The organism is Streptomyces yunnanensis (genome assembly GCF_029011865.1).
GTDB lineage: Bacteria > Actinomycetota > Actinomycetes > Streptomycetales > Streptomycetaceae > Streptomyces > Streptomyces yunnanensis.
Genome location: NZ_CP095749.1, coordinates 4,999,594 through 5,026,031, shown reverse-complemented (window position 1 = coordinate 5,026,031; position 26,438 = coordinate 4,999,594). Strand labels below are relative to the sequence as shown.

Below are 26,438 nucleotides of genomic sequence, written 5' to 3'. Positions count from 1 at the left end.
TCTGGAATGGGAAAATCGTGGCCGGAAGGCAATGGAGTCGCGGCCTAGGGGCACACGGTAGAGCGGAGTTGGCTCCTTATGCTGAATCCATGACCAACTCCGCCCGCTTCGACCGCGGCCACACCGACGACCTGATGTCCTTCCTCGCCGCCAGCCCCTCGCCGTACCACGCGGTGGCGAACGCGGCGGAACGGCTGGAGAAGGCCGGCTTCCGGCAGGTGGCGGAGACCGACGCATGGGACGGCCGGAGCGGCGGGAAGTACGTGCTGCGCGGCGGCGCGATCATCGCCTGGTACGTGCCCGAGGGCGCGAGCGCCGCAACCCCGTTCCGCATCGTCGGCGCGCACACCGACTCCCCCAACCTCCGCGTCAAGCCGATCCCGGACACCGGCGCCCGCGGTTGGCGGCAGATCGCCGTCGAGATCTACGGCGGGACGCTGCTCAACACCTGGCTCGACCGCGATCTGGGGCTCAGCGGCCGGGTGACCCTGAGCGACGGCAGCAACCGGCTCGTCAACGTGGACCGGCCGCTGCTGCGAGTGCCGCAGTTGGCCGTGCACCTGGACCGATCGGTGAACACCGAGGGCCTCAAGCTCGACAAGCAGCGCCATATGACGCCGATCTGGGGACTGGGCGAGGTCGCCGAGGGCGATCTGATCGCGTTCGTGGCGGACGAGATCGGGGTCCCGGCCGGTGACATCAAGGGCTGGGACCTGATGGTGCACAGCGTGGAACCACCCGCCTACCTCGGGCGCGACCGCGAACTGGTCGCCGGGCCGCGGATGGACAACCTGCTGTCCGTGCACGCCGGTACGGCGGCGCTCGCCGCGGCGGCAACCGACGGCGGCCGGCTGTCCGGCATCCCGGTCCTGGCCGCCTTCGACCACGAGGAGAACGGCAGCCAGTCGGACACCGGCGCGGACGGCCCGCTGCTCGGCACGGTGCTGGAGCGTTCGGTCTTCGCCCGCGGCGGCGGGTACGAGGACCGGGCCCGGGCCTTCGCCGGCACCGTCTGCCTGTCGTCGGACACCGGGCACGCCGTACACCCCAACTACGGCGACCGGCACGAGCCGGGGCACCACCCGATGCCCAACGGCGGACCGATCCTCAAGGTGAACGTCAACCAGCGGTACGCGACCGACGGTAGCGGGCGGGCGGTGTTCGCCGCGGCCTGCGAGCGGGCCGGTGTGCCCTGGCAGTCCTTCGTGTCACACAACTCGATGCCGTGCGGCACCACGATCGGCCCGATCACCGCCGCCCGGCACGGCATCCAGACCGTCGACATCGGTGTCGCGATCCTGTCGATGCACTCGGCCCGCGAACTGTGCGGCGCCCAGGACCCGTACCTGCTGGCGAACGCCCTCACGGCATTCCTGGAGAGCTGAGTTGGAATTCTCGCTGCTCGGCCCGATCTCCGTGACAAGCGGCTCCGAGGAGCTGTCGCTCGGGCCCGCCAAACGGCGCAGTGTGCTGGCACTGCTGCTTCTGCAGCCCAACACCACCGTCCCACTGGAGCAGTTGATCGACTCCCTGTGGGAGGACGAACCACCCGAGCACGCCCGTACGGTCGTGCAGGGGCATGTCTCACGGCTGCGTGCCACGCTGGCCGCGGGCGGAGCCGAGGCGTACGGCATCGAGCTGGCCACGCACGGCTCGGCCTATCTGCTGCGGCTGCCGGAGGAGCTGATCGACGCTCACCGCTTCGGTGAGCTGGTCGCGTTGGCCCGCCCGGAGGCCGCGCCGGCCGATGCCGTGCCGCTGCTGCGCGAGGCGCTGGGGCTGTGGCGCGGGCCGGCACTGACCGGCACGGTCACCAGCCCGCCCTTCGCCGCCGCCGCGCACGCCCTGGAGGAGCGCAGGCTGTCCGCCGTCGAGGCCCTGGCCCGGGCGTACGGCGTGCTCGGCGAGCAGGAACAGGCCGCGGCCCTGCTGTACTCCGCGGCCGTCAACCACCCGTTGCGGGAAGGGCTGATCGCCGCGCTGATGCGGGCGCTGTTCCGGACGGGGCGGCAGTCCGACGCACTGGAGTGGTACCACCGCACCCGGCGGCTGCTCAGCGAGGAGCTGGGGGTCGATCCGGGTGAGCGGCTGCGCGCGGCGTACGAGGAGATCCTGCGGGCGGAGGCCACGGACAGGGGGCGGAAGGCCACGGAGCCGGCGCGCGGAGCCAAGGACGCGTCGACCGAGGGGCGCGCGTTTCACGTGAAACCTGACGGCGCCGCACCGTCGCCCGAAGGCGGGAGCAGCGGCGCGGCCGGCGGGACGGTCACGCCGGCCGGGGCGGAGACCGGTCGGGACAGGGCCGGTGCGGCGCCCCGGCTGCTTCCCCGGCCGCCCGCGCGCTTCCTGGGCCGGGAGCACCAACTCCAGGCCCTGACGGAAGCGTTGGCGGACCGTACGACCGGGGAGAGCCCGCTGGCCGTGGTCGCGGGCCCGGCCGGTGTCGGCAAGACCGCGTGTGCCGTGCAGTGGGCGCATCTGCACGCCGGGGCCTTCCCCGACGGGCAGCTCTTCGCCGATCTGCGCGGCTTCGGCGAGGGCGACGAGGCCGCGCCGGCCGAGATCCTGCGCGACTTCCTCCTGGCGCTCGGCACCCGTCCGGAGCGGGTGCCCGGCTCCGCGCAGGCCGCCTCGGCGCTGTTCCGCTCGCTGGTGGCCGAACGCCGGCTGCTGGTCGTCCTGGACAACGCGCGGAGTTCGGCTCAGGTCCGACCGCTGCTGCCCGGCGGTCCGCACTGCGCCACGGTCGTCACCAGCCGCAGCCGGCTCGACGGGCTGGTGGCCACGGACTGCGCCTGGCCGGTGGGCCTCCAGGCCCTCGGACACGAGGAGGGCGCAGCGCTGCTCGGTGCCATGCTCGGGTCGGTGCGGGTCGCGGAGGACCCTGCCGCGGCCCGGGAGCTGGTGGATCTGTGCGACGGGCTGCCGCTGGCGCTGCGGGCTGCGGCGGCGCAACTGACCGCCCGGCCGCGCTGGCGGCTGGCCAGGCTGGCCTCGGCGCTGCGCGACGAGCGGCGGCGGCTGGCACTGCTGTCGGCGGAGGACACCGGGATCGCGGCGGCGCTGCGGATGTCCGTCGCCCGGCTGTCCGCGGACGACGCGCGGCTGCTCCGGGCGCTGGCGAACAGCCCCGACGGGCATCTCAACGCCTCCGCTGCGGCGGCGCTCGCCGGGTCCGACCAGGAGCGCACCCAGGACGGCCTGGAGCGGCTCGCGGAGATGCACCTGGTGGACGAAGAGGCCACCGACGTCTACACGATCAGCACCCTGACCCAGCTGTTCGCCCGGGACGAGGGCGGGGACGGCGAGCGGGGGCGGGAGAGCGGCGACGGAACGGAGCCCGGGGGGCAGGGCGGACGCCCTGGTGGCACGCCCCGCTGAGCGGCGCGGGGCGGACGTTAGGCAGGCGTTAGTGGCACGGCAGCGGCGGTCGGCAATCTTGTGGTCAGACCGCAGGACCGACCGGGCCGGGCGCCGACCACGCCCGGCCACGCCACTGAGCGCAGCACAGCGCCCGTCGACCGGGGGAGACCGGACATGCCACGCACCGACGCCACCGCCGCCCGTCTCTCCCGCACGGCCCGGCGCCGTACGCTGCGGATCGCCGCGGCCGGGCTGACCGCCGTCGCCGCGCTCACCCTCACCGCCTGCGGCGGTCAGGACAACCCGCTCAAGACCAGCGACGCCAAGCCGTTCAACCCGGCCCCGCAGGACTCCAAGGACCCGGCTGCCGACGGCGGACAGAGCGGGCAGGGCAAACAGGACAGCAACGCGCCCACGGGGAACGGCAGTAAGGACAGCAAGGGCGACAAGGACGGCAAGAACAGCAAGGGCGGCACCACCGTCACGGACAGCACGGCCAGCGCCGGGAAGCACGGCTCCTCGGGCGGTGCGGGCCCGTCCGCCAACGGCGGGGGCACGGGCTCCGGTACCCGGCGGACCGCCTGCGACGCGGCGAAGATCCGTATCGTGGCGAAGCCGCTGACCCGCCCGATCAACCATCTGATGCTGCAGGCCACCAACACCTCGGGCGCCACCTGCGACCTCTACGCCTACCCCTACCTGCAGTTCGACAACGCCCAGGCGGCGGTGGCCGACATGCCGGACAGCAAGCCGCAGGCGGTGGTCACGCTGGCTCCGGGGGAGTCCGGCTACGCCAGCGTGCTGCTGTCCGGGGCCGACGGCGGCAGCAACGGCATCAACGCGACCTCGCTGTCCGTCAGCCTCTCCGGCCGGGACGGCAACGGGAGCGTCGGCGGCTCGGCGAAGGTGGCACTGCCCGGCGGCTCGGCGTACATCGACGACAACGCGCGGGTGTCGTACTGGCAGACGGACCCGAACACGGCGGCCTCCTGGTAATCCGGGCCCTCGCCCGAAGGCACTCCGCCGCCCCCAAAGCAGGGCGCCCGCGAATCCCCCGGCGGGCGCCCTTTCTCCGCGCCGCCTCCCCGGGGAGGTCGGCGACGCGCGGCCCCGGGCCGCCCGCGGCTGTCCCGTCATGTCCCAGCACGCCCTCGACGGCGTCCCGAAAACCCCCGCCCACCGGCGCGTCCTCGCAGGTCACAGCCTTACGACAGGGAAGGTGCGTCCCACGGGACGGGGATCGACCGTTCGTCGTCCGCGTCCCGCCCCAGCATGGTCCCCGTCGCCGCGAACCGATCAGGCGAACGGCACGGACCGATGACGCGGAGGGGCACACATGGCTGAACACGGCACCACGCAGCCGGGGGACGGCACAACCCCCGTGGAGGGCGCGGGATCCGCACTCCGTCGGGCCCTGCTGCGCCGGGTGCTTCCCGCGGCCGCCGCGGCCGGTCTCGGCATCACCGGGGTCGCCGGGGTCGCGCACGGTGCCGCGAGCGACGCACAGCGGACCGCCCGCGCCGACTTCCCCACCTGGGGCACCCGTTGGGTGGTGCACGCCGGCGCCGACACGCGCTCCCCCGCCGTGGGGGTGATCAACACCTCCGGGCCGGGCCGGGACCGGATCACCGCCGACTACCAGGTCGACACGGGCCACCGGGTGTGCGAGGGCAGCGCCTGCTCGACCTTCATGGCCCACCTCACCGGTCCGGTGAAGGGCTTCCTCACCGTGGTCGCGGTGGCCATACCGCAGGACCGGCTGCCGGACATACCCGTCCACGGCGGTCAGCCGCCGCAGCAGCCGGGCAGTTCGCGCCAGGAGATGCTGGCGCGCGCCGCCACCTGGCTGACCGCCGACAACGGCGCGCAGGTCCCGTACAGCCAGGCCAAGGTCTGGAAGGACGGCTACCGGCAGGACTGCTCCGGCTATGTGTCGATGGCCCTCGGGCTGCCGACGCCGGGCACCAACACCGTGGGCCTGGCCTCCGACCGCGGCCTCACCCGACCCATAGCGCTCGGCGCGTTGCGGGGCGGCGACCTGCTCATCGACGCGACGGGCGACAACAACAACCGGCACGTCGTCATCTTCGAGAAGTGGAACGACGCCGCGCACTCCTCGTACACCGCCTTCGAGCAGCGGGGCGGTCACGGCACCGACCACCGGAGCCTGACCTACGGCCTGCCGGGCGGCGACGCCGAGTTCACTCCCTACCGGCCCGTGCCGTTCGGCGACTGAACGACGCCGGCGAGCGGACTCGGTACGTCCGACGGATCCGGCACCACCCTCACGGAGCCGCGGCGCGCTGTTTCACGTGAAACGTCACCGAACGGTCCGTGTTCGTTCCGGATCACGTAACGAGGGGCACTTCCGTCACAGGGGAGCGGAAGTGCCCCTCGCACGCGCATGTCCACTGTGCTGGAATGCGAGACGTGCCTGGCCATGAGAACCACGCCACGAACATCCGCCGCAAACCCCTCGCCCCACTCCCCGCGGAACTCTCCGGTCCCGCACGGGACTTCGTCGCCGCCTTGCGCCGTATGCACGGCGAACTGGGATACAGCCTCCAGCAGTTGGCGGGACGGCTGCCGGCCAGCCGCTCGTCCCTCTCGCGGTACCTCCGCGGGCAGAGCCTGCCCGACGAACGGCTGCTGGTGCAGTGGTGCAAGCTCTCGTTCACCGGCGAGGACCGGCTGCCCGCGCTGGTGGAGCTGCTGCACCGCGCCCAGGAGGCGGCGGACGAGGCACCGGCGGCCACCGCGGAGCCGCACACCGGGACCGGACCGGGCGCCGAGGAGCCGGCGGGACCGCAGGACGCGGAACCCGCGGACACCCCGTCCGGGCGGCGCCGGCTGCTGCGCCTGGTGCTCGCCGGGCTCGGCACCGCCGCCGTGCTCGCCGGCGCCGCGTTCGCCGTCCCGGCTCTGACCGGCGCGGACGCCGGCAGCCGGGGTGCCGGGGGCGACGGCCGGGAGCCGGCCGCCTCGGCCCCGGGACCGACCGCCGGATCCGCCCGGATCACCGTGAACAACGTCGAACGGGCCTGCCAGCACAGCCACACCGACTACTGCGCGCTCGGCCTGGCACACGACCCCTATGCGCCGTATGAGCGGCGCAACGTCGTGGGGCACGTCTGGCACGGCGAGGTGCTGCGCGCCGTGTGCAAGATCGCCGACGGGATCACCGTCACCGACGAGGCCGGCGGGCACAGCAGCATCTGGTTCCGAGTCGACCACGACGGCGGTCCGGCCTGGATGCCCGGCATCCGCGTCCGGCCGGACCAGCTCGACGACGAGCTGCCCCGCTGCCGGAACTGACGGGGACCGGGTTTAGCCGTACGCGCCGGGGAAAGACGAGCGCAGGGCCGCGCGGGACAAACCCGTCCCGGCCGTGAAAACGGCAGTCGCTATGGTGGCCCGTGCCATGACATAGCCGCCTTGCTGTCCGCAGTACCTCTCTGGGGGAACCTTCCATGACCGCACGCCGCACCCGCCGCCGCTCCGCCGCGTACGCCGCGCTGGCTCTCGGCCTGGCCGGCTCGCTCGCCCTGACCGGTTGCAACAGCACCTCCTCGAAGTCGAAGAAGAGCTCGTCGTCCTCGTCCTCCAAGAGCAAGAAGCGCAAGATCATCGGCGGGGCGGCGGCGGGTGCGGGCGCCGGCGCGGTGGCCGGCCGGCACGTGTCGAACTGCAACCTCACCACGGCCCGGCTCCAGTTCAGCCAGCAGGCGAGGCCCAAGGGCTACGTGACCGTGCGGTACCAGAACTCCTCCAGCACGCTGAGCTGCACGCTGTACAACGCGCCGCTGCTCTCCTTCAACCAGGCGAAGACGCCGCTGCCGATGGTGAAGCCGGACTCGGGTCACCTCGTCACCCTCCGCCCGCACAACACCGCCTACGCGGTCATCCCGACCACCACGCCCGCGGCGCTGGGCACCACGCAGAAGAACGTGGCCGTCCAGTTCATGGGCCGGTCCGAGGGTTCCCGGACCACCGAGTCGCCCGTGACGTACGACTTCGCGGAGAAGCGCACCACGATCTCCGTCGGCCAGAGCAAGGTCACCAACTGGTACAGCAGCCTTTCCGCCGCCAAGCTGGAAGCCGGCGTCGGGTAACGGACCCCGCGCACCGGCCTCCCGCACTCCCCACCGGTAGCCCTGGCCCGGCCTTGGCCGGGGCTATTCCGCGTCCAGCCCCGCCAGCACCAGCCCCAGGCGGGCCGCGCCGTCCTCGGTGATCCGGACCGGAACGCCCCAGTCCTGCTGGTGCACATGGCAGGCCGGGTACTCGATGTCCGGGGCGTCGTCGCAGGACGCGGCCATCGCCGAGACGTGCAGCACGCCCTCGGTCACGCCGTCCGCGAGGACCAGGTCCCGCACCAGATCCGTACCCGCGCCCGACCCGTCGGCGAGCAGCTCCGGCGGCGTGGCGCTGACCAGCAGCCGCGTCGAGGGACCGTAGCGGGTGTCGAGCTTCTGGCCGGCCGGGGCCTGGAAGACCACGTCCAGGCGAAGCGTGCCGGCGGCGACGTCGGTGGCGGCGCGCTGGGTGCGGTGCGCCACCGACTCCACGCGGACCGCCTCCTCGGGGAGCCGGAGCCGGGTCAGCCGGTGGCGCGCGGACTCCACCACCACGATGTCGTCGTCGACGAGGACCGCCGCGGAGGGTTCCCGCAGATCCGTCGCGAGCGTGGTGACCTCGCCGCTCGCCGGGTCGTAGCGGCGCAGCGCGTGGTTGTAGGTGTCCGCGACGGCTACCGAGCCGTCGGGCAGCGCGGTCACCCCCAGCGGGTGCTGGAGCAGGGCCTGCTCGGCCGCGCCGTCGCGGTGCCCGAAGTCGAAGAGCCCGGAGCCGACGGCCGTGCGGACGACGTAGCCGTCACCCGGGGCGGCCGGGTCGTCGTGCGCGGCGCGCTCGATCCAGCGCACCGCGCTGGTCTCCGAGTCGGCGATCCACAGCCGGTCGCCGGCCGCCGCGAGCCCGGAGGGCTGGGCGAACCACGCCTCGGCGGCGGGGCCGTCCACCAGTCCCTCGTTGGTGGTGCCGGCCGCCACCGCCACCGTGCCGTCGGCCGGGTCGTAGGTCCAGATCTGGTGCACCCCGGCCATCGCGATCCACAGCCGGTCCTGCCACCAGGCGAGGTCCCAGGGCGAGGAGAGGTCCACCTCGCGCGCCGGGCCCGAGGTCGGCGAGCCCTGCCACCACTGCTTGCCGGTGCCGGCCACGGTCTCCAGGGCGCCGGTCGCGGGGTCAAAGACCCGGATGGCGTGGTTGACGGTGTCCGCGACGGCGACCGTGCCATCCGGCAGCAGCGCCAGCCCCTGCGGCTCGTTGAAGGAGTCCGGGCTCAGCCCGCGCTCGCCGGTCCCGATCCGGCGCACCACCTGCTCGCCGTCGGCCGCCAGCTCCACCAGCTGGTGCCGGGTGGTGTCGGAGACCAGGAAGGTGCCGCCGGGCAGCCGCACCGCCTTGCCGGGGAAGCGGAGGTCGGTGGCGACCGGCTCCGGCGGTACGTACGGCCCGTCGCCGCGCCGCAGCGTGCCCTTCTCGGTGTGCTCGGCGATCAGCTCCTCGACGAGCTTCTCGATGGCGTGCGCATGGCCCTCGCCCGCGTGCTGGGCCACGACGTAGCCCTCGGGGTCGATCACCACCAGCGTCGGCCAGGCCCGCACCGCGTACTGCTTCCAGGTCGCCAGCTCGGGGTCGTCGAGGACGGGGTGCTCGACGCCATACCGCTCGACGGCGTCCACCACGGCCTGGTGCTCGGCCTCATGGACGAACTTCGGGGAGTGCACGCCGATGATCACGACCGAGTCGCGGTGCCGCTCCTCCAGCTCCCGCAGCTCGTCCAGGACGTGCAGGCAGTTCACGCAACAGAACGTCCAGAAGTCGAGGATGACAATGCGTCCTCGCAGGTCAGAGAGGGCGAGGTCAGTTCCGCCGGTGTTGAGCCAGCCGCCCTTGCCGATCAGCTCGGGGGCCCGGACGCGCGCACGTGAAGCCATGTGGACATTCAACGTCACTCCGGTGCGCACGCATTCCGCAGGGGGCAGGGGGAACACGTCACCCATGCTGCAATCCCACGGGGGGCACTTCCCGCGCTCCCGCAAGTACGTCGTGCACGACCGGATCTTCGGCATCGGCGAGGACTACTGGGTCGACGACGATCACGGACGGCACGCCTTCCTCGTGGACGGGAAGGCGCTCCGCCTGCGGGAGACCTTCGAGCTCAAGGACACCGAGCGGCGGGTGCTGATCACCATCCGCAAGAAGATGTTCAGCCTGCGCGATGCGATGACCATCGAGCGGGACGACCAGCCGCTGGCGACGATCAAGCGCAAGCGGCTGTCGCTGCTGCGCCACCACTACCGCGTCGAGCTGGTCGACGGCACCGAGCTGGACGTCAGCGGCAAGATCCTGGACCGGGAGTTCGCGGTCGAGTACGACGGCGAGTTGCTCGCCGAGATCTCGCGGCGCTGGCTGACCATGCGCGAAACCTACGCGGTCAACGTCGTGCGGGAGGACGCGGACCCGGCGCTGCTGATCGCCGTCGCGGTCTCGGTGATCAGGATGGCGGAGCGGGAGCGCGAGGACGACTGAGGAGGTGCCAGGCGTACCGGTCAAACCCCCTGAATCGGGCGCCGGTTGACCGGTTTCGCCGACTCCGTACCAATCCGGGGAGGCGAATCGCGCACAGTACCACCGGCAACGCTTTCGACCGGCCCGGCCGTCGAACATCCGCCTACGATGGTCACCCGAAAGCACTGCCGGGGTGCCCGTGCGCAGCGTAACTTAACTGCCAGACAGCAGCCCGCGTACGAACCGTTCGAGGGGTCCCGTGACCGTCCATCCCAGCCTTCAGTCCTCCATCGATGCCTGGACGCACTCCATAGAAGCGATAACCGAGCTGGTGACGCCGCTCGTCGAGGGGGAGTGGAACAGGGCGACGGACCTCCCAGGCTGGTCCGTGCGCGACATCGTCTCCCACGTCATCGGCCTGGAATGCGAGATGTTGGGCGACCCCCGGCCGATCCACACGCTGCCCCGCGACCTCTACCACGTGCGCAGCGAGTCGGCCCGCCGGATGGAGGTCCAGGTCGACGTCCGTCGACACCACACCGCACCGGAGATGCTCAGCGAGCTCGAATACACCGTCCTCCGGCGCTCCCGGCAGCTGCGGAACGAGACCCGCCAGCCGGACACCGTGGTGCGCAGCCCGCTCGGCGAGGACCGCACACTCGAATTCATCCTGGAGCAGCGGGCGTTCGACGTCTGGGCGCACGAACAGGACCTGCGCCGCACGCTCGGGCAGCCCGGCAACCTCGACTCCCCTGGTGCGCTGGTGGCCCGCGATCTGCTGGTGCGGGTCCTGCCCGGCATCGTCACCAACCGGGCCAAGGCGCCGGCCAGTTCGACGGTGGTCTTCGACATCAGCGGTCCGGTGGAGTTCATGCGCACCGTCCGGGTCGACGCCGAGGGAAAGGCGACCGTCGACGGCAGCGTCTCGCTGGGCCCGACGGTGACGCTGGCGATGGACTGGGACACCTTCCACCAGCTGGCCTGCGGCCGGGTCCGTCCGTCGACGGTCGCCGAGCAGGTCAAGATCGACGGTGACCAGGAGCTGGCCCAGGCCATCCTCGACAACCTCGCGGTGACGCCGTAACGGAGCCCGCGACGACAGCCGACGGGCAACCGGCGGCGCTGACGGGACGCGGTCCTCAGCCGGCCCGAACCACTGCCCGTCGGCCGGACGGTGCGCAGGGAGTTACCCGTTTCACGTGAAACGATCTCCTTGGTTTCACGTGAAACGGTTGCCGCGGCTGCACACCGGCCTCGGCCGCGTCAGGCCGGGACGTGGACGGCCTCGACCCTGCTGACGACCAGACGTTCCCGCTCACGCCGGGCCGCACGGCTGCGCAGCCGGAGGATCTGCGTGACACCGAGCGCCTCCAGCACGAAGACCGAGGCGAACGCGATCCGGTAGTTGTCTCCGGTGGCGTCGAGCAGGATGCCGACGGCGAGCAGGGTGGTCATCGAGGCGGTGAAGCCGCCCATGTTGACGATGCCGGACGCGGTGCCCTGACGCTCCGGCGGATTGGCCGGCCGCGCGAAGTCGAAGCCGATCATCGAAGCGGGGCCGCAGGCACCCAGCACCACACAGAGCATGACCAACAGGCCCATCGGGGCGTGTGTGGTGGGCCAGCACAAGGTGAGCGCCCACAGCAGCGCGGTGGCCGCGACGGTGCCCAGCGCCAGCGGCAGGCGGGCCGCGTGATGGCGGGCGATGATCTGCCCGTAGACCAGGCCCACGGCCATGTTCGAGAGCACGACGAGGGTCAGCAGTTCGCCGGCCGTACCGCGGGAGAGGCCCTGTGCCTCCACGAGGAACGGCAGTCCCCACAGCAGCAGGAAGACCATCGCCGGGAACTGGGTGGTGAAGTGCACCCACATGCCCAGCCGGGTGCCGGGCTCGCGCCAGGCGTTCGCGATCTGCCGGCGGACGAACGTCGCGCCGCTGTGCTCGCGGGGCGTGGGCGGCGGGGCGAAACCCTCGGGGTGGTCCTTGAGGAAGAGCAGCAGCAGGACCAGCACGGCGATGCCGCCCAGGGCACTGCCGGCGAAGGTCGTCGTCCACCCGAAGGTGTGCAGCAGCCGGGCCAGCACGAGCGTGGAGATCAGGTTGCCCGCCATCCCGACCAGGGCCGCGATCTGGGCGATCATCGGCCCGCGGCGGGCCGGGAACCACCGGGCACCCAGCCGCAGCACGCTGATGAAGGTCATCGCGTCACCGCAGCCCAGCAGCGCCCGCGAGCCGAGTGCCATGCCGTACGCGTCCGAGAACGCGAAGCCGAACTGGCCGGCGGTGTAGAGGACCACGCCGAGGGCCAGGACCTTCTTCGCGCCCAGCCGGTCGACCAGCAGGCCGACGGGTATCTGCATCCCGGCGTACACCAGCAGTTGGAGGATCGAGAAGGTGGAGAGCGCGGACGCGTTGATGTGGAAGCGGTGGGCGGCGTCCAGGCCGGCCACGCCGAGGCTGGTGCGGTAGGTGATCGCGACGAAGTAGACCGCGACACCGATGCCCCAGACGGCTATGGCCTTCCGGCCGCCGGGCGGATCCGAGGGCAGCAGCCGGGCGCCACCCCCGACTATGCCGCCGCCACCTATGCCCCCTCCGGTGGAACCGCCGCTTCCGGCGATGCCGTCGGCACTGCTGCTCATCGCTGGTCCCCCTGCGCGAGGTGGCGGACCCAGCTGACGTGCCGGTGTACGGCGTCGGTGGCGGCCTCGGCGTCACCGGCCCGCAGCGCCTCGAGGATTTCGGTGTGCTCGGCGATGTTCTTGGCGATCCGGTCGGGGTGGGCGTGCATCACCGCGACGCCCATCCGCAGTTGCCGGTCGCGCAGTTGCTCGTAGAGCCGGTCCAGGATCTGGTTGCCGGCGCTGCGCACGATGGCGGCGTGGAAGGCGCGGTCGGTGACCGACACGGCGGCCAGGTCGCCCGCCGCGGCCTGCTCCCGCATGGTCTCCACCAGTTCGCTCAGCTCGTTGATCAGTGCCTCGCCGGCGGGCACGGCCTTGGCCGCCGCGTGCTTCTCCACCAGCAGCCGGGTCTCGACGACGTCGGCGATCTCCTGCGCGGAGACCGGCAGGACCAGCGCGCCCTTCTTCGGGTAGAGCTTGATCAGCCCTTCGACCTCCAGCCGCAGCAGTGCCTCGCGGACCGGGGTGCGCGAGACCCCCACCGCGTCGGCGAGCTCGCCTTCGGTGAGCAGCATCCCGCCCTCGTAGCGGCGTTCCAGGACGGCGTCCTTGATGTGGGTGTAGACCCGCTCGGCGGCGGGCGGCTGCTTCGTGGGAACGGGACCGGTCTCCCTTGTGGGGGCGGTGGAGGTGGACGCTGATGGCATGTGCACAGGATAGATACAACAGGTATGCGTCCGGTAAGTCATTCCGCGATGCGGACGATCAACGGGGTGTTTGTCCTGGTAGAGGCGTTATGAGGGCTGGCCGGTACCCCTGCCGGGGCGCCGGCCGACGCGGGCTCAGGCCGTCATCCGCCCCTGCGCGACCAGACGGTCCACCACCTGGCGGTGGGCCGGCGCACAGCGCACGAAGGACTCCTCGCGGTCGAACCACGCGTACTCGGCGATCTCCCGGCCGGGAGCCGGTTCGATGTCCTGGGGGCCGCCGGTGAAGCAGGTCATGTGCAGCCGCCGGCCGTTCTTGCCGTGTGCGACGTCATGGACGACGAACGCCTCCGACAGGTCCTCGGCGGGAATGCGCAGGCCGAGTTCCTCGGAGAGCTCCCGGGCGAGCGCCTGGCGCGCGGTCTCGCCCGGCTCGTACTTGCCGCCGGGGAGGTAGAAGGTGTCGTTCCCCCGCGTCCGGACGCTCAGCAGCCGCCCGTCACGGACATGCAGCCAGGACACCGAGCGCAGCGGCGCCTCGCGTGCCACGGTGATGAGCGGGTGGCCGGTCCGGTCGTCGATCCGCCGCCCGCGCTCGGTGAAGCCCAGGCCCGCGTAGAACCGCCGCCCGCGGGCGTTCTCCTCGAAGACCTCAAGGGTGAGCGCGCCGTAGCGCGCCGCCGCGTGCTCCACCAGTTCCCGGCCGATGCCGCCGCCCTGTGCCTCGGGCGCCACGAACAGCCCGCCGATCTCGACACCGCCGTCCTCGCCGCCGCCCAACAGGCCGAGCAGTCCGACGACGGCCCCGTCCCGCTCGGCGACCCAGTTCTCCGCCTGGACGAGATACACCTCGCGGAGGACCCGCGCCCGTTCTCCTTCGCCTTCCCCCTCGATGAACGGATGCGCCTGCCGCGACGCCCTGGACCACAGGTCGCACACCGCGTCCTGATCTGCTTCCCGATAGCGCCGAATGACCGTGTGACTACTCATTTCGCCGACCGTAAACAGTCGGGGCAGCTGCGGCAAACCCCTTTCCGGGGGCCAGCCCCTGCCGAGAGGGGGACTCCAGGGGGATCCCCGGTCCGACTCAAGGCGTATGCGAGTCCGTACCTGACGCGTACGGATCGGGCCCGAATCCCATGGGTGAATAGAGGTACGGAGCCGATACGGCCCACCGGACAAGGGGAGTTGACCATGCAGTCCAGGACGCACACCGGCCACCGCGCCCGCAACGCCGTCGTGCTGGCCCTGATCGTCGCCGCCGTATGGGCGGGCGCCGCACTGACTCGTGGCGCCGCGCAGGCGGACCCGTCCGCGCCGACCGGACCGGTGGCGCACTTCAGCCGCGTGGTCGAGCTCGTTCGGAGCTGAGCAACGACAAGGGGCGGTGTTCCACGTGAAACGCACCGACCTTTTCACGTGAAACACCGCCCCTGCCGCCGTCACGGGCTCGGCCCGGACGGTCAGTCCCGGCGGCTCACCCCCAGGTGATCAGCCGCTTGGGCCGCTCCAGGATCGCCGCGATGTCCGCGAGCAGCTTGGAGCCCAGCTCGCCGTCGATCAGACGGTGGTCGAAGGAGAGCGCGAGGGTGGTGACCTGGCGCGGCTTGACCTCGCCCTTGTGGACCCACGGCTGGAGCTTGATCGCGCCGACGGCGAGGATCGCCGACTCCCCCGGGTTGAGGATCGGGGTCCCGGTGTCGACACCGAAGACGCCGACGTTGGTGATGGTGACCGTGCCGCCGGACATCGCCGCCGGAGAGGTCTTGCCCTCGCGGGCGGTGGCCACCAACTCGCCCAGCTCCGTGGCGAGCTGGGGAAGCGTCTTGACGCCCGCGTCCTTGATGTTCGGGACGATCAGGCCGCGCGGGGTGGCCGCGGCGATCCCGAGGTTGATGTAGTCCTTGTAGACGATCTCCTGGTTCGCCTCGTCCCAGGAGGCGTTGACCTCCGGGTGGCGCTTGATCGCGACCAGGAACGCCTTGGCGACCAGGAGCAGCGGATTGACCCGCAGCCCCGCCATGTCCGGGTCCTGCTTCAGGTCCTGGACGAGCTTCATCGTCCGGGTCACGTCGACGGTGATGAACTCCGTGACGTGCGGCGCGTTGAAGGCACTGGCGACCATCGCCTGCGCGGTGGCCTTGCGCACGCCCTTGACCGGCACCCGCCGCTCGCGAGCGGCGTCGAAGGCGACCACGGGAGCCGCGGCCGGGACGCCCACCTCGGGTGCGGCGGGCGCGACGGCCGGTGCCGCCGCGGTCGGTGCGGCGGCCGCGTAGACGTCGTCACGGGTGATGACGCCGCCCGGCCCGGTCGGGGCGACCGTCGCGAGGTCGATGCCCAGATCCTTGGCGAGCTTGCGGACCGGGGGCTTGGCCAGCGGCCGCTCGGCGGCCGGCGCGGAGGCGGCGGGCACCACCGGCGGCGCGGGCACGGCCACCGGGGCGGCGACCGGCGCCGGCGCGGAGCGCCCGTTCAGCTCGGCCTGGAGGCCGACGCTCACCGGCTCGGTCTGGGCCGGCACCGCGGGCTGCGGCTTGCGGGCCCGACGCTTGGTCGAGGACGGCGCGGCGCCGTAGCCGACCAGCACCGCCTGCCGGCCCTGCGGCTCCTCGTCCTCCTCCGCGGTCACGGCGGGCGCCGCGGCGGCACCGGGCTGGTCCGCGACGGGCCCGGCACCCGGGTCGGTGTCGACCGAGATGATCACGGTGCCGACGTCGACGGTGGTGCCCTCGTCGAAGTTCACCGCGTGCACCACCCCGTCGTAGGGGATGGGCAGTTCGACGGCGGCCTTGGCGGTCTCGACCTCGCACACGACCTGGCCGTCGGTGACGGTGTCACCGGGCTGGACGTACCACTTGAGGATCTCCGCCTCGGTGAGGCCCTCGCCCACGTCGGGCATCTTGAACTCGCGGATGCGCTGCGTGTTCGCAGCGCCGGCGGTCCCTGCAGTCATGGTCACGACTCTCCTCAGTACGCCAACGCGCGGTCAACGGCGTCGAGCACCCGGTCCAGCCCCGGAAGGTACTCGTCCTCCAGCCTGGACGGCGGATAGGGGGCGTGGAAGCCGCCGACCCGCAGCACCGGTGCTTCCAGGTGGTAGAAGCAACGCTCGGTGATCCGGGCGGCGATCTCCGCGCCCGAGCCGAAGAAGACCGGCGCCTCGTGGACCACGACCAGCCGGCCGGTCTTCTCGACCGAGGACTGCACGGTGTCGAAGTCGATCGGGGAGATCGAGCGCAGGTCGACGACCTCGACCGACTTGCCCTCCTCGGCGGCGACCTTGGCGACGTCCTCGCAGACCTTCACCATCGGGCCGTAGCCGACCAGCGTGAGGTCGGAGCCGGGCCGGGTGATCCGGGCCTTGTGCAGCGGGTCCGGGATCGACTCGGTGTCCAGGCGCGACTTGTCGTGGTAGCGGCGCTTGGGCTCGAAGTAGATGACCGGGTCGTCGCCGGCGATGGCCTGCTGGAGCATCCAGTAGGCGTCGGAGGAGTTCGAGGGAGAGACGATCTTGAGGCCCGCGACATGCGCGAAGAGCGACTCGGGGGACTCGGAGTGGTGCTCGACCGCGCCGATGCCGCCGCCGTAGGGGATGCGGATGACGACCGGGACCTTGACCTTGCCCAGCGCCCGCGCGTGCATCTTCGCGAGCTGGGTGACGATCTGGTCGTAGCCGGGGAAGACGAAGCCGTCGAACTGGATCTCGGCGACCGGGCGGTAGCCGCGCAGGGCCAGGCCGATCGCGGTGCCGATGATGCCGGACTCGGCGAGCGGGGTGTCGATCACCCGGTCCTCGCCGAAGTCCTTCTGGAGTCCGTCGGTGACCCGGAAGACGCCGCCGAGCTTGCCGACGTCCTCGCCCATCACGAGGACCTTGGGGTCGGCCTCCATGGAGGCGCGCAGCGACGCGTTGATCGCCTTGGCGATGGTGATCTTCTCGTGGACGGCCATGGTCAGTTCCCCTCCGCGGCGGCTTCGGCGTCGGCGAACGACGCCTGGTAGGCGGCGAACTGCGCGCGCTCCTCGTCGACGAGCGCGTGCCCGTCTGCATAGGCGTTCTCGAAGATCGCCATGTGGTCCGGGTCGGGCATCGCCCGTACGGCATCGCGGACCCGCTTGCCCAGGGTCTCGCTCTCCTCGTCGATCGCCGCGAGGTACGCGTCGTCGACGAAGCCCTCGGCCTCCAGGTACTTCCGCAGCCGCAGGATCGGGTCCTTGGCCTCCCAGGCCAGCCGCTCCTCGTCGGCGCGGTACCGCGTCGGGTCGTCGGAGGTGGTGTGGGCACCCATCCGGTAGGTGAACGCCTCGACGAGCATGGGGCCTTGGCCGGTGCGCGCCCGGTCCAGCGCCGCCTTGGTCACCGCCAGGCAGGCCAGGACGTCGTTGCCGTCGACCCGGACGCCGGGGAAGCCGAAGCCGCGGGCGCGCTGGTAGAGCGGGACGCGGGTCTGCTTCTCGGTGGGCTCGGAGATCGCCCACTGGTTGTTCTGGCAGAAGAAGACGACCGGGGCGTTGTAGACCGCGGAGAAGGTGAAGGACTCGGCGACGTCGCCCTGGCTGGAGGCGCCGTCACCGAAATACGCGATGACCGCGGAATCCGCGCCGTCCTTCTGCACGCCCATCGCATAGCCGGTCGCGTGCAGCGTCTGCGACCCGATGACGATGGTGTAGAGGTGGAAGTTGTTGCTGTTGGGGTCCCAGCCGCCGTTGTTGACACCGCGGAACATGCCCAGCAGGTTCGTCGGGTCGACGCCGCGGCACCATGCCACGCCGTGCTCCCGGTAGGTGGGGAAGACATAGTCGTCGTCGCGCAGCGCGCGGCCCGAGCCGATCTGGGCGGCTTCCTGGCCCAGCAGCGAGGCCCACAGGCCCAGCTCGCCCTGACGCTGGAGGGTGGTCGCCTCGGCGTCGAAACGCCGGGTCAGCACCATGTCGCGGTACAGACCTCGCAGTTCCTCGGGAGAGAGGTCGATCGCGTAATCCGGGTGCTCGACCCGCTTCCCTTCGGGGGTCAGCAGTTGTACGAGCTGGTCCTGCTCCGCCTCGTCCGGCCGGGCGCTGTTCCTGGTCCCGGACTGCGTCGCCTTTTTCGTCGGCGTCGCCTTTTTGGCGGTGGTGCGCTTGCTGCCGCCGCGGGCGGTTTTCCGCTCGGCAGTGCCTTCCACGGTCACGTGCTGCTCCTCCGTCTGTCCGGCCCCCGGGGTCCGCCGGTGGCCGTTTGCGGCTCACCCGGTATCCGATACGGCGCACGGGGTGTGTGCGAACGCGGCCGGATCCGGGTGGAACAAAGCGCCCCGGAGTGGCCTGCTCATTGCACGTTACCCATTGTCAAAGCCGAAGTGGAAATGGCGCTGACCTGCGATTTTGCTTGGATTTCCAAGTAAATCGCGAAGGCTGGGAACAACTCCTGGTCACAGCGTTGCAGGCCGCCGGGACAACGGCACGTTATATCGGTGACCTGGAGCACGGGAAGAGTTGATGTGTGAGACTGGGGATGTGCGCGAAGACGGAAAAATCACGGTTTTCCTGCTCGATGACCACGAAGTGGTCCGGCGGGGCGTCCACGAAATGCTCTCGGTCGAGGAAGACATCGAGGTGGTCGGCGAGGCCGGCACCGCGGCCGATGCGCTGGTCAGGATCCCTGCGACGCGTCCGGACGTGGCCGTGCTCGACGTCCGGCTCCCGGACGGCAGCGGTGTCGAGGTCTGCCGTGAGATCCGCTCGCAGAACGAGGACATCAAATGCCTGATGCTCACCTCGTTCGCCGACGACGAGGCCCTCTTTGACGCGATCATGGCCGGTGCGTCCGGTTATGTTCTCAAGGCCATCCGGGGCAGCGAACTCCTCTCCGCGGTCCGCGACGTGGCGGCCGGCAAATCACTGCTCGACCCGGTGGCCACCGCCCGCGTCCTGGAACGACTCCGCGACGGCAGCGCCGCGAAGGGCGACGACCGACTGACGAACCTCACCGAGCAGGAACGCAAGATCCTCGATCTGATCGGCGAGGGACTGACCAATCGCGCAATCGGCGAACGACTCCATCTCGCCGAAAAAACGATCAAGAATTACGTTTCCAGCCTGCTTTCCAAGCTCGGTATGGAACGCCGCTCGCAGGCCGCCGCCTATGTTGCCCGCATGCAGGCCGAACGGCGCTGACCAGGAGAAAAACTCCGGCCACGGCCGCGGAGGCGGTGATTCCGCGGCAAGGACACAGGGACCAACGTCCCTCCGACCTGGGGCTGCCGCCCCTATCCGCCGCCCCGCCGGGCGGGCAGGGTGGGATCATGCCCAGCGACGTCTTCCGTGCCATCGAGCTGCTCAGCAGGACCCCCTACGGCCGTGTGTCGGCGAGCCGCCGGGCGCTCCCCTTCACCACCGTCACCCGGCACATCGTCGTCGACGACCGCGTGATCCTGCGGCTGCACCGCGGCTACGACTACCACCGCGCACTGGACGGCAGCGTCGTCGCGTACGAGGCCGACAACGTCAACAGCGGTGCCCGCGACACCTGGTCCGTGCAGTTCACCGGCACCGCCCGGGTCATCGAACCCGCCCCGGCCGAACGGGAGTTGTTCGGCCGCACCCCGCGGCTGGCCGACGGGGTCCCGTACGACCCGGTCTTCCTGCGGATAGAACCGGAGTTCGTGACGCTGCATCACCTCACAGATGTCCCGGTCTTCGGATATGCACACCCTCTGTAAGGCTTTCCGGTACGCCCACTCCACTGGGCGACGTTGATCTAACATCTGGCGCGTGCTGCGCTCATCTGTAGTCCGGTCGGCGGCGACGCCCGACCGCGACACCCTCGGATCCCTGCTGCGCCACTACGACAGCGCCGGGGCACCGCTGTCCTGCGAGCCCGTCGCCGAGGGACTGCTCAACCACGGCTACTTCCTCGCCACGACCCGCGGCCGCTACTTCCTCAAACACCACCTCGACGGCGACCGCGCCGCCCTCACCCGGCAGCACCGCGCCACCCGCCGGCTGGCCGGGCTCGGTCTGCCGGTCGTCCCTCCCGTGACGGGCGCGGACGGCCGGACCTTCACCGTGCTGGACGGCCGCTGCTACGCCCTGCACCCCTGGATCGAGGGCCGGCACCTGAGCGGCGCGGTGCTGACCGTCGGTCAGTCGCGCCGGCTCGGCGCCCTGCTCGGGCTCGTCCACACCACGCTGGAGCAGGTCATGGCCGATGAACCGGCGCCGCCGCGGCCGCCCGGCACGGACGCCGCCGCCGACCCCGAGCGGACCTTCGAGACGATCGACGAGCTGCTGGCACTGGCCCGCGGCGCCCGGCCCCGCACCAGCTTCGACGAGCTCGCCGAGCACCGTCTGCTGGAGCGCCGGACCCTGCTGGAGCGGCAGGCGCACCGCCGCCCGGCGCCCGGCGCGGAGCCCCCGGCGGGCTGGGTGCACGGCGACTTCCACCCGCTGAACGTGCTCTACCGCGGCACCGAACCGGCCGCGATCGTCGACTGGGACCGGCTGGGCGTCCAGCCCCGCGCCGAGGAGGCGGTGCGCGCCGCCGCGATCTTCTTCGTCCGCCCCTGCGGGACGCTGGACCTGGCGAAGGTCGCCGCGTACGCGGGCGCCTACCGCAGGGTGTGCGGCGCCGGTGCCGACGAGCTGGCCGCGGCCGTCCACCGGGTCTGGTGGGAGCGGCTGAACGACTTCTGGATGCTCACCTGGCGCTACCGGCTCGGCGACCGACGCACCGATCCGCAGTTCCCCGCCGCGGCCGCGCTGGCGGTGTGGTGGACCCGCGCGTATCCGGCCGTGCGGAGGGCCTTCACGGGCTGACGCGCGAGGCGTCAGCCCGTCCCTCGGTCAGCCGGCGGTCGTCCCGCCCAGCGGCGGCGTACCGCCGCCGGTGGTGGTGCCGCCGTTGTTGGTGCCACCGTTGGTCGTCCCGCCATTGGTCGTCCCACCGTTGGTGGTGCCACCGTTGGTCGTCCCACCGTTGGTGGTCCCGCCGTCGGTGGTGCCACCGTCCGTCGTACCGCCGCCGGTGGTGCCGCCGTCGGTGGTCCCGCCGGTGGTCGTCCCGCCGGTGGTGCTGGTCGGCGGCTCCGAGCTCGGCGGCTCCGAGCTGGGCGGCTCGGACGACGGCCGGGTGCTGGGCTCGCGGCTCGGCCGGTGGGTGTAGGTGTTCCCGCCACCGCTGGTGCCGCCCGGGTAGGTCTCCGGGGTGGTCTGCTCGTCCGTCGGCGGCTCGGTGGTCTGGTCCGACTCCGAGGGCTGCGGGGACTGCGTGATCGGCGTCTTGGGCTTGTGCCCGCTGTCGCCGGTGTTCTGCAGCGCGAAGGCCACACCCACGCCGATGGCGATCAGCGCGAGCACCGCGATCAGCCACGCCTTGCCCCGGCCGCCCTTGGCCTGGCGGTAGCCGCCCTCGAAACCGCCGTCGTCGTCCCGCATCCCGGGCGCCAGCATCGGCTGCGCCGCGGTCTGCCCGGCGTCGGGGTGGGACAGCGCGGTGGTCTCGGCGACGCCGCCACGGAGGGCCATGGTGTGGCCGCCCTCGGGCATCGCGACCGGACCGGTGTTCCAGGTGCCGGTGTGGCCGCCCTGCTCGTGCAGCATCTGCAGCGAGTACTGGACCAGACCGCGCATCTCCTCGGCGCTCTGGAAACGGTCGTCGGGGTCCTTGGCCAGCGACCGCATGACCAGGCCGTCCAACTCCGGCGGCACCGAGTCGGCGACCTGGGAGGGCGCCACCGGCATGTCCTGGACGTGCTGGTAGACGACCGAGAGCGGGGTCTCACCGGTGAACGGCGGCCGCTGCGCGAGGAGTTCGTAGAGCAGGCAGCCGGTGGCGTAGAGGTCGGAGCGGGTGTCGACGGTCTTGCCGAGCGCCTGCTCCGGGGAGAGGTACTGCGGGGTGCCCATGACCATGCCGGTCTGCGTCATGGTCGACTGCGCGCCGTGCAGGGCACGGGCGATGCCGAAGTCCATCACCTTCACGGCGCCGCTGTTGGTGATGATCACGTTCGCGGGCTTGATGTCGCGGTGCACGATGCCGTGCTGGTGGCTGTAGGCCAGCGCCTCCAGCACCCCGGAGACGATGATCAGCGCCTGGTCCGGCGGCGGGGCGTCGGCGTTGAGCAGCAGATCGCGGATGGTGTGGCCCTCGACCAGCTCCATCACGATGTAGGGCACGGTGTTGCCGCCGACGAAGTCCTCGCCGGAGTCGTACACGGCCACGACCGCGTGGTGGTTCAGGCCGGCCACGGACTGTGCCTCGCGGGTGAAGCGGGCCTTGGACACCGGATCCTCGGCGAGGTCGGCGCGCAGCAGCTTCACGGCGACGGTACGGCCCAGGCGTACGTCCTCGGCGGCGAACACCTCCGCCATGCCGCCGCGGCCCAGCCGGCGCGTCAGCCGGTAGCGGCCGTCACCGACCAGTCCGCCGTTGCCCCACATCTCCGGTGCGTCCGGGACATTGGAGCCGGTGGCGTCAGGATCGGACGGCCCCTGGGGGCTCTGCGTCGGTGCCATCGGTCCTCGCCGTCGAATCGATCCGCATCACAGCGGTAAGGTCTCGGTCTTCGCTAGAGCACGCTACAGGTTCCGCGGCACCCACCGGTCCGTCGTGGACCGGCCATCAAACCTTCCTCTTACCAAGTGTGGCAAGTTCACCAGGGGTGACCGGAGGCACCGAACCCTCCACGATCGTGCCCGGATCTTGCACATCTGGTCACGGAACGGGCACACAGCTTGACGTGTCCGCGGCCTGGGGCAGACTTGGCTGCGGAATCCTAGATTTGATCGCTGGACATACGGGCAGTGCGCCCAGGGGGAAGCGGGACGATGAGCCAGGACGGCGCTCAGGGCCAATTCGAGGGCCGTTCGGTCGGCGGTGGACGTTACCAGCTTCGTGATCTTCTTGGTGCAGGTGGCATGGCCTCCGTGCACCTCGCCTATGACAGCGTGCTGGACCGCGAGGTCGCAATCAAGACCCTGCACACCGAGCTCGGCCGCGAGCAGGCGTTCCGCGAGCGCTTCCGCCGCGAGGCGCAGTCAGTGGCGAAGCTCACCCACACCAACATCGTCTCGGTCTTCGACTCCGGCGAGGACGAGCTCGACGGCGGCATGGTCCCGTACATCATCATGGAGTACGTCTCCGGCCAGCCGCTGCGCTCCGTGCTCGACGGCGACATCGCCCAGCACGGCGCGATGCCGACGGAAAAGGCGCTGAAAATCACCGCCGACGTGCTCGCCGCGCTGGAGGCGAGCCACGAGATGGGCCTGGTCCACCGGGACATCAAGCCGGGCAACGTCATGATGACCAAGCGCAATGTCGTCAAGGTCATGGACTTCGGTATCGCCCGCGCCATGCAGTCCGGCGTGACGTCGATGACGCAGACCGGCATGGTCGTCGGCACCCCGCAGTACCTCTCGCCCGAGCAGGCGCTCGGCCGCGGCGTGGACGCCCGCTCCGACCTGTACTCGGTCGGCATCATGCTCTTCGAGCTGCTGACCGGTCAGCTGCCGTTCGACGCGGACTCCCCGCTGGCCATCGCCTACGCCCACGTCCAGGAAGAGCCGCCGGTCCCGTCGAGCATCAACCGCTCGCTGCCGCCCGCGGTGGACGCGCTGGTGACCAGGGCGCTGAAGAAGAACCCCAACGAACGGTTCCCCACCGCCGAGGCGATGCGGGACGAGTGCCTGCGGATCGCCGGCTCCGGCCAGTCCGGGGCGACGCCGCTGATCATCAGCGAGGGCCCGCGGGCCCGCACCAGCGGCGCCTCGGTCTCCTCCGCGGTGTTCCCCACCGCCTCCGGCAATCCGCAGACCCCGGCACCGCCGAACGTCCAGCAGCCGTACCAGCCGACGCAGGCGGCCTTCGGTCCCTCGACGCCGCCGCCGGTGAACAACGCCTACCCCACACCGGCGCCCGGCCCGGCCCCGACGCCCGCGCCGTTCGTCGGCGCCGGTTTCCAGGCCCCGCCGCCGCCCTTCCCCGGCCCGCCCGCGCCGGTGACGGGCTCGATGCCGCCGGCACGGCCCCGGAAGAACAACAGCCCGGTGGTCATCGTCTCGGCGGTGGTGGGCGTGGTCGTGGTCACCGCGATAGCGATCGGCATCGGCCTGAGCGCCGGCAGCGACGGCGGTGGCGGCACCGACACCCCGACGTCCGCGTACTCCTACTCCTCGTCGCCCACCGCCAGCACGCGCCCCGAGGACAAGACGGCGACGATCCGGGTCACCGAGTGCACCAACGCGACGCCGGCCGTCAGCGACAGCCTGAAGGGCAAGGTCCTCTTCCCCTATTTCAAGGGCAAGAACCTGGAGTCGGTCAAGCAGTGCATCGAGGCCGCCGGGTGGAAGTACAGGGTGGTCAGGGAAGTGAACGACGGGCTCTGGCCCAAGAACACCGTCACGGAACAGACGCCCGCAGCCGTCAGTTGGTGGGACCCGCGCAGCAACGACACCATCGAGCTGACCGTCTCGACCGGTCGCAGCAGCTGACCACAGCAGACCCTGACAGCGGAGGGGCCGGCACGCGCGATGCGTGCCGGCCCCTCCGGCCGTTGTGGGCGTCCGGACGCCGCGATCAGAGATAGGGGCCCGAGCGGGCGCCGCCATGACCGGGCTGCTCCTGGTGCCCGTCCGCGGGGATGCCCGGCGGCAGCGCACGACGCATCTGCTCCAGCTGGGCGCGGGCGGCCATCTGCTGGGCGAAGAGCGCGGTCTGGATGCCGTGGAAGAGTCCCTCCAGCCAGCCGACCAGCTGGGCCTGGGCGATCCGCAGCTCGGCCTCGGTCGGCACCGACTCCTCGGTGAAGGGCAGCGAGAGCCGCTCCAGCTCCTCGACCAGCTCAGGTGCCAGCCCGTCCTCCAGCTCCTTGACCGAGCTGGCGTGGATCTCCTTGAGGCGCACCCGGCTCGCCTCGTCGAGGGGAGCGGCCTTCACCTCTTCCAGCAGTTGCTTGATCATGCTGCCGATGCGCATGACCTTCGCAGGCTGCTCGACCATGTCCGTCACCGGCACCTCACGGGGCTCGTCGCCCTCGTCCCCGCCACCGGAGCCGGCGCTGCCGAGCGCCATGCCGTCCGGGCCGACGACCAGGACGTGCTGGTTCTCCTGCGACCGTTCGTTCATCGGCATATCCATGCCGCCATTCTCTCGTACGAGCACGTCTAGAACGGTGGTGCCCCTGTCAAAAGGTGATCCACCCTTTCCGGAACGGCGGATCGGCTTCGGACGGTCACGCGGCTTTCACCTGGCGCTTTCGGCGTGCGGTTTCACGTGAAACCGCAGCATCCCGGCCGTTTCACGTGAAACGACTCCTCCCCTCGTTTCACGGGAAACCACAAGGTCATGCCGTTTCACGTGAAACGACGGTGCGTCGCTTGACCGGGAACGGGGGCTCAACGACGCCGCAGACGGAGGCCGAGGAAGGCGAGGCCCAGGCCCGTGAGTGCCATCCCGGCGCCCATCGGGAGAACCCGCTCGACCTTGGTTCCGGGGGCGTCGATGGCGTAGGGGCTGGCCGCCGGCTCCGGACCGGCCAGGGAGTTGTCCGGTTCCCGCTCGGGGGAGGGCGAGGGTGCCTGCCCGTAGGGGCTCGGAGCGGGGGCGCCGGCCAGGTCACGCGGGCGCTCGGAGGACGGCAGCGTCGATTCGGCCGGGGCCGGGCCGGGCTCCGGCGAGGTCGAGGAAGCACCGTCGTGCGAGGTCGGCTGCTCGGACCGGCCGGGCGGCAGCTGCACGGGGTCGATCGCGGGGGCACTCGGCGAGTCGGACGGCGCGGGGGCGCCCGCGTCCGCGGAGTCGTCACCGGGGACCGGAGGGTCCGAACGCCAAGGGAAGACTCTGCCGAACGGGTGATGCCGGTGGTGGCGCGATCCATGGGGAAACGGCCCGCCGGGGTGGTGCGGGAAACCGGGCAGGGTGCCGGAGAGACCCAGGGCGTGGTCCGGAAGGTCCCGGAAGTCGTCGGCGCTGGGGAAGTCCGGTAGGCGGTCGGGCACGCCGGGGCGGCCGGGGTAGAGCTCCCCCAGGCGGCCGGCGGGCAGTGCGCGATCCGTCGCGTGATCGTCCGTGGGGCCATCGGGGCGGGCGGCCGGGGTGGGCTGGCTGTCCAGCGCCAGCGCGGGGCCGGCGGTCAGGGAGACGGGCAGAGCGGCGGCAACCACCAGCAGACTTGAGGCAATACGCGA

General features: G+C 71.5%; 23 protein-coding genes. 13 read left to right on the top strand and 10 right to left on the bottom strand.

Annotation, left to right across the window (positions count from 1 at the left end; genetic code table 11):
- Positions 1 to 89: 89 nt before the first annotated feature.
- The 6 genes from MOV08_RS21840 (at position 90) to MOV08_RS21815 (ending at position 7,475) form a co-directional block, all read left to right on the top strand.
- The gene (locus MOV08_RS21840) at positions 90 to 1,385 is read left to right on the top strand and encodes a M18 family aminopeptidase (RefSeq protein WP_039634868.1); all 1,296 of its coding nucleotides are present in this window, start codon (positions 90 to 92) and stop codon (positions 1,383 to 1,385) included.
- Position 1,386: 1 nt separating this feature from the next.
- Entirely contained in the window at positions 1,387 to 3,381 is a 1,995-nt protein-coding gene (locus MOV08_RS21835) for an AfsR/SARP family transcriptional regulator (RefSeq protein WP_275308601.1), read from the top strand.
- Positions 3,382 to 3,537: 156 nt separating this feature from the next.
- Positions 3,538 to 4,359 carry a DUF4232 domain-containing protein gene (locus MOV08_RS21830; RefSeq protein ID WP_275308600.1) on the top strand — a complete coding sequence of 274 codons (822 nt, stop codon included), beginning with the start codon at positions 3,538 to 3,540 and terminating at the stop codon, positions 4,357 to 4,359.
- Positions 4,360 to 4,699: 340 nt separating this feature from the next.
- Positions 4,700 to 5,599, top strand: a complete 900-nt coding sequence (locus MOV08_RS21825) for a hypothetical protein (protein WP_275308599.1) — start codon at positions 4,700 to 4,702, stop codon at positions 5,597 to 5,599.
- A 185-nt stretch (positions 5,600 to 5,784) separates the two neighbouring features.
- Positions 5,785 to 6,678 (top strand): helix-turn-helix domain-containing protein, encoded by an 894-nt coding sequence (locus MOV08_RS21820; protein WP_275308598.1) that lies wholly within the window; start codon positions 5,785 to 5,787, stop codon positions 6,676 to 6,678.
- A 155-nt stretch (positions 6,679 to 6,833) separates the two neighbouring features.
- Positions 6,834 to 7,475 (top strand): DUF4232 domain-containing protein, encoded by a 642-nt coding sequence (locus MOV08_RS21815; RefSeq protein ID WP_039634861.1) that lies wholly within the window; start codon positions 6,834 to 6,836, stop codon positions 7,473 to 7,475.
- A gap of 63 nt (positions 7,476 to 7,538) precedes the next feature.
- On the opposite strand, the gene MOV08_RS21810 is transcribed toward MOV08_RS21815, so the two are convergent.
- Positions 7,539 to 9,365 (bottom strand): NHL domain-containing thioredoxin family protein, encoded by a 1,827-nt coding sequence (locus MOV08_RS21810; RefSeq protein ID WP_275308597.1) that lies wholly within the window; start codon positions 9,363 to 9,365, stop codon positions 7,539 to 7,541.
- A gap of 64 nt (positions 9,366 to 9,429) precedes the next feature.
- Here MOV08_RS21810 and MOV08_RS21805 point away from each other — a divergent pair, with 64 nt between their 5' ends.
- Both MOV08_RS21805 and MOV08_RS21800 read left to right on the top strand, forming a co-directional pair.
- Entirely contained in the window at positions 9,430 to 9,960 is a 531-nt protein-coding gene (locus tag MOV08_RS21805) for an LURP-one-related/scramblase family protein (RefSeq protein WP_052286819.1), read from the top strand.
- A gap of 238 nt (positions 9,961 to 10,198) precedes the next feature.
- Positions 10,199 to 11,023, top strand: a complete 825-nt coding sequence (locus tag MOV08_RS21800; RefSeq protein WP_275308596.1) for a maleylpyruvate isomerase family mycothiol-dependent enzyme — start codon at positions 10,199 to 10,201, stop codon at positions 11,021 to 11,023.
- Between the two features lie 179 nt (positions 11,024 to 11,202).
- Here the strand turns inward: MOV08_RS21800 and MOV08_RS21795 are convergent, their stop codons facing one another.
- From MOV08_RS21795 to MOV08_RS21785, 3 genes are all read right to left on the bottom strand, one after another.
- On the bottom strand, positions 11,203 to 12,456 hold the full coding sequence (locus MOV08_RS21795; RefSeq protein WP_039641276.1) for an MFS transporter: 1,254 nt from the start codon (positions 12,454 to 12,456) through the stop codon (positions 11,203 to 11,205).
- 122 nt (positions 12,457 to 12,578) lie between these two features.
- On the bottom strand, positions 12,579 to 13,271 hold the full coding sequence (locus tag MOV08_RS21790) for a GntR family transcriptional regulator (protein ID WP_039641274.1): 693 nt from the start codon (positions 13,269 to 13,271) through the stop codon (positions 12,579 to 12,581).
- Positions 13,272 to 13,406: 135 nt separating this feature from the next.
- Entirely contained in the window at positions 13,407 to 14,261 is an 855-nt protein-coding gene (locus tag MOV08_RS21785; RefSeq protein WP_275308595.1) for a GNAT family N-acetyltransferase, read from the bottom strand.
- A gap of 204 nt (positions 14,262 to 14,465) precedes the next feature.
- Here MOV08_RS21785 and MOV08_RS21780 point away from each other — a divergent pair, with 204 nt between their 5' ends.
- Entirely contained in the window at positions 14,466 to 14,642 is a 177-nt protein-coding gene (locus MOV08_RS21780) for a hypothetical protein (protein ID WP_275308594.1), read from the top strand.
- Between the two features lie 106 nt (positions 14,643 to 14,748).
- Here MOV08_RS21780 and MOV08_RS21775 read toward each other — a convergent pair whose 3' ends face one another.
- From MOV08_RS21775 to pdhA, 3 genes are read right to left on the bottom strand one after another with little or no spacing between them, the layout of a single operon-like run.
- Entirely contained in the window at positions 14,749 to 16,227 is a 1,479-nt protein-coding gene (locus tag MOV08_RS21775; RefSeq protein ID WP_275308593.1) for a dihydrolipoamide acetyltransferase family protein, read from the bottom strand.
- A gap of 14 nt (positions 16,228 to 16,241) precedes the next feature.
- Positions 16,242 to 17,225, bottom strand: coding sequence for an alpha-ketoacid dehydrogenase subunit beta (locus tag MOV08_RS21770; protein WP_039634855.1), 984 nt, complete (start codon positions 17,223 to 17,225; stop codon positions 16,242 to 16,244).
- A gap of 2 nt (positions 17,226 to 17,227) precedes the next feature.
- Positions 17,228 to 18,445: a pyruvate dehydrogenase (acetyl-transferring) E1 component subunit alpha gene (gene pdhA, locus MOV08_RS21765; protein WP_039634853.1), complete on the bottom strand. Its 1,218-nt coding sequence runs from the start codon at positions 18,443 to 18,445 to the stop codon at positions 17,228 to 17,230.
- A gap of 325 nt (positions 18,446 to 18,770) precedes the next feature.
- Between pdhA and MOV08_RS21760 the strand changes: the two genes are divergently transcribed.
- From MOV08_RS21760 to MOV08_RS21750, 3 genes are all read left to right on the top strand, one after another.
- Complete coding sequence (locus tag MOV08_RS21760; RefSeq protein WP_275308592.1) at positions 18,771 to 19,430, top strand: response regulator; 660 nt, start codon at positions 18,771 to 18,773, stop codon at positions 19,428 to 19,430.
- A gap of 128 nt (positions 19,431 to 19,558) precedes the next feature.
- A complete protein-coding gene (locus tag MOV08_RS21755; protein ID WP_039634849.1) occupies positions 19,559 to 19,975 on the top strand; it encodes a pyridoxamine 5'-phosphate oxidase family protein in 417 nt (138 codons plus the stop codon).
- 52 nt (positions 19,976 to 20,027) lie between these two features.
- On the top strand, positions 20,028 to 21,071 hold the full coding sequence (locus MOV08_RS21750; protein WP_073446595.1) for a phosphotransferase: 1,044 nt from the start codon (positions 20,028 to 20,030) through the stop codon (positions 21,069 to 21,071).
- Between the two features lie 27 nt (positions 21,072 to 21,098).
- Here the strand turns inward: MOV08_RS21750 and MOV08_RS21745 are convergent, their stop codons facing one another.
- Complete coding sequence (locus tag MOV08_RS21745) at positions 21,099 to 22,769, bottom strand: protein kinase domain-containing protein (RefSeq protein WP_275308591.1); 1,671 nt, start codon at positions 22,767 to 22,769, stop codon at positions 21,099 to 21,101.
- A gap of 312 nt (positions 22,770 to 23,081) precedes the next feature.
- Between MOV08_RS21745 and MOV08_RS21740 the strand changes: the two genes are divergently transcribed.
- Positions 23,082 to 24,743: a protein kinase domain-containing protein gene (locus tag MOV08_RS21740; RefSeq protein WP_275308590.1), complete on the top strand. Its 1,662-nt coding sequence runs from the start codon at positions 23,082 to 23,084 to the stop codon at positions 24,741 to 24,743.
- An 85-nt stretch (positions 24,744 to 24,828) separates the two neighbouring features.
- On the opposite strand, the gene MOV08_RS21735 is transcribed toward MOV08_RS21740, so the two are convergent.
- Together MOV08_RS21735 and MOV08_RS21730 are read right to left on the bottom strand one after the other, a co-directional pair.
- Complete coding sequence (locus MOV08_RS21735; RefSeq protein WP_174717883.1) at positions 24,829 to 25,389, bottom strand: bacterial proteasome activator family protein; 561 nt, start codon at positions 25,387 to 25,389, stop codon at positions 24,829 to 24,831.
- Positions 25,390 to 25,646: 257 nt separating this feature from the next.
- Positions 25,647 to 26,414, bottom strand: coding sequence for a hypothetical protein (locus tag MOV08_RS21730; protein ID WP_275308589.1), 768 nt, complete (start codon positions 26,412 to 26,414; stop codon positions 25,647 to 25,649).
- Between the last annotated feature and the right edge of the window lie 24 nt (positions 26,415 to 26,438).

Bases quoted from the DNA above. Each gene is read 5' to 3' on its own strand.
- MOV08_RS21840 (WP_039634868.1), top strand. From the start codon at position 90: ATGACCAACTCCGCCCGCTTCGACCGCGGCCACACCGACGACCTGATG.
- MOV08_RS21830 (WP_275308600.1), top strand. From the start codon at position 3,538: ATGCCACGCACCGACGCCACCGCCGCCCGTCTCTCCCGCACGGCCCGG.
- MOV08_RS21825 (WP_275308599.1), top strand. From the start codon at position 4,700: ATGGCTGAACACGGCACCACGCAGCCGGGGGACGGCACAACCCCCGTG.
- MOV08_RS21820 (WP_275308598.1), top strand. From the start codon at position 5,785: ATGCGAGACGTGCCTGGCCATGAGAACCACGCCACGAACATCCGCCGC.
- MOV08_RS21815 (WP_039634861.1), top strand. From the start codon at position 6,834: ATGACCGCACGCCGCACCCGCCGCCGCTCCGCCGCGTACGCCGCGCTG.
- MOV08_RS21810 (WP_275308597.1), bottom strand. From the start codon at position 9,365: ATGGCTTCACGTGCGCGCGTCCGGGCCCCCGAGCTGATCGGCAAGGGC.
- MOV08_RS21805 (WP_052286819.1), top strand. From the start codon at position 9,430: ATGCTGCAATCCCACGGGGGGCACTTCCCGCGCTCCCGCAAGTACGTC.
- MOV08_RS21790 (WP_039641274.1), bottom strand. From the start codon at position 13,271: ATGCCATCAGCGTCCACCTCCACCGCCCCCACAAGGGAGACCGGTCCC.
- MOV08_RS21785 (WP_275308595.1), bottom strand. From the start codon at position 14,261: ATGAGTAGTCACACGGTCATTCGGCGCTATCGGGAAGCAGATCAGGAC.
- MOV08_RS21780 (WP_275308594.1), top strand. From the start codon at position 14,466: ATGCAGTCCAGGACGCACACCGGCCACCGCGCCCGCAACGCCGTCGTG.
- MOV08_RS21775 (WP_275308593.1), bottom strand. From the start codon at position 16,227: ATGACTGCAGGGACCGCCGGCGCTGCGAACACGCAGCGCATCCGCGAG.
- MOV08_RS21770 (WP_039634855.1), bottom strand. From the start codon at position 17,225: ATGGCCGTCCACGAGAAGATCACCATCGCCAAGGCGATCAACGCGTCG.
- MOV08_RS21755 (WP_039634849.1), top strand. From the start codon at position 19,559: ATGCCCAGCGACGTCTTCCGTGCCATCGAGCTGCTCAGCAGGACCCCC.
- MOV08_RS21745 (WP_275308591.1), bottom strand. From the start codon at position 22,769: ATGGCACCGACGCAGAGCCCCCAGGGGCCGTCCGATCCTGACGCCACC.
- MOV08_RS21740 (WP_275308590.1), top strand. From the start codon at position 23,082: ATGAGCCAGGACGGCGCTCAGGGCCAATTCGAGGGCCGTTCGGTCGGC.
- MOV08_RS21735 (WP_174717883.1), bottom strand. From the start codon at position 25,389: ATGGATATGCCGATGAACGAACGGTCGCAGGAGAACCAGCACGTCCTG.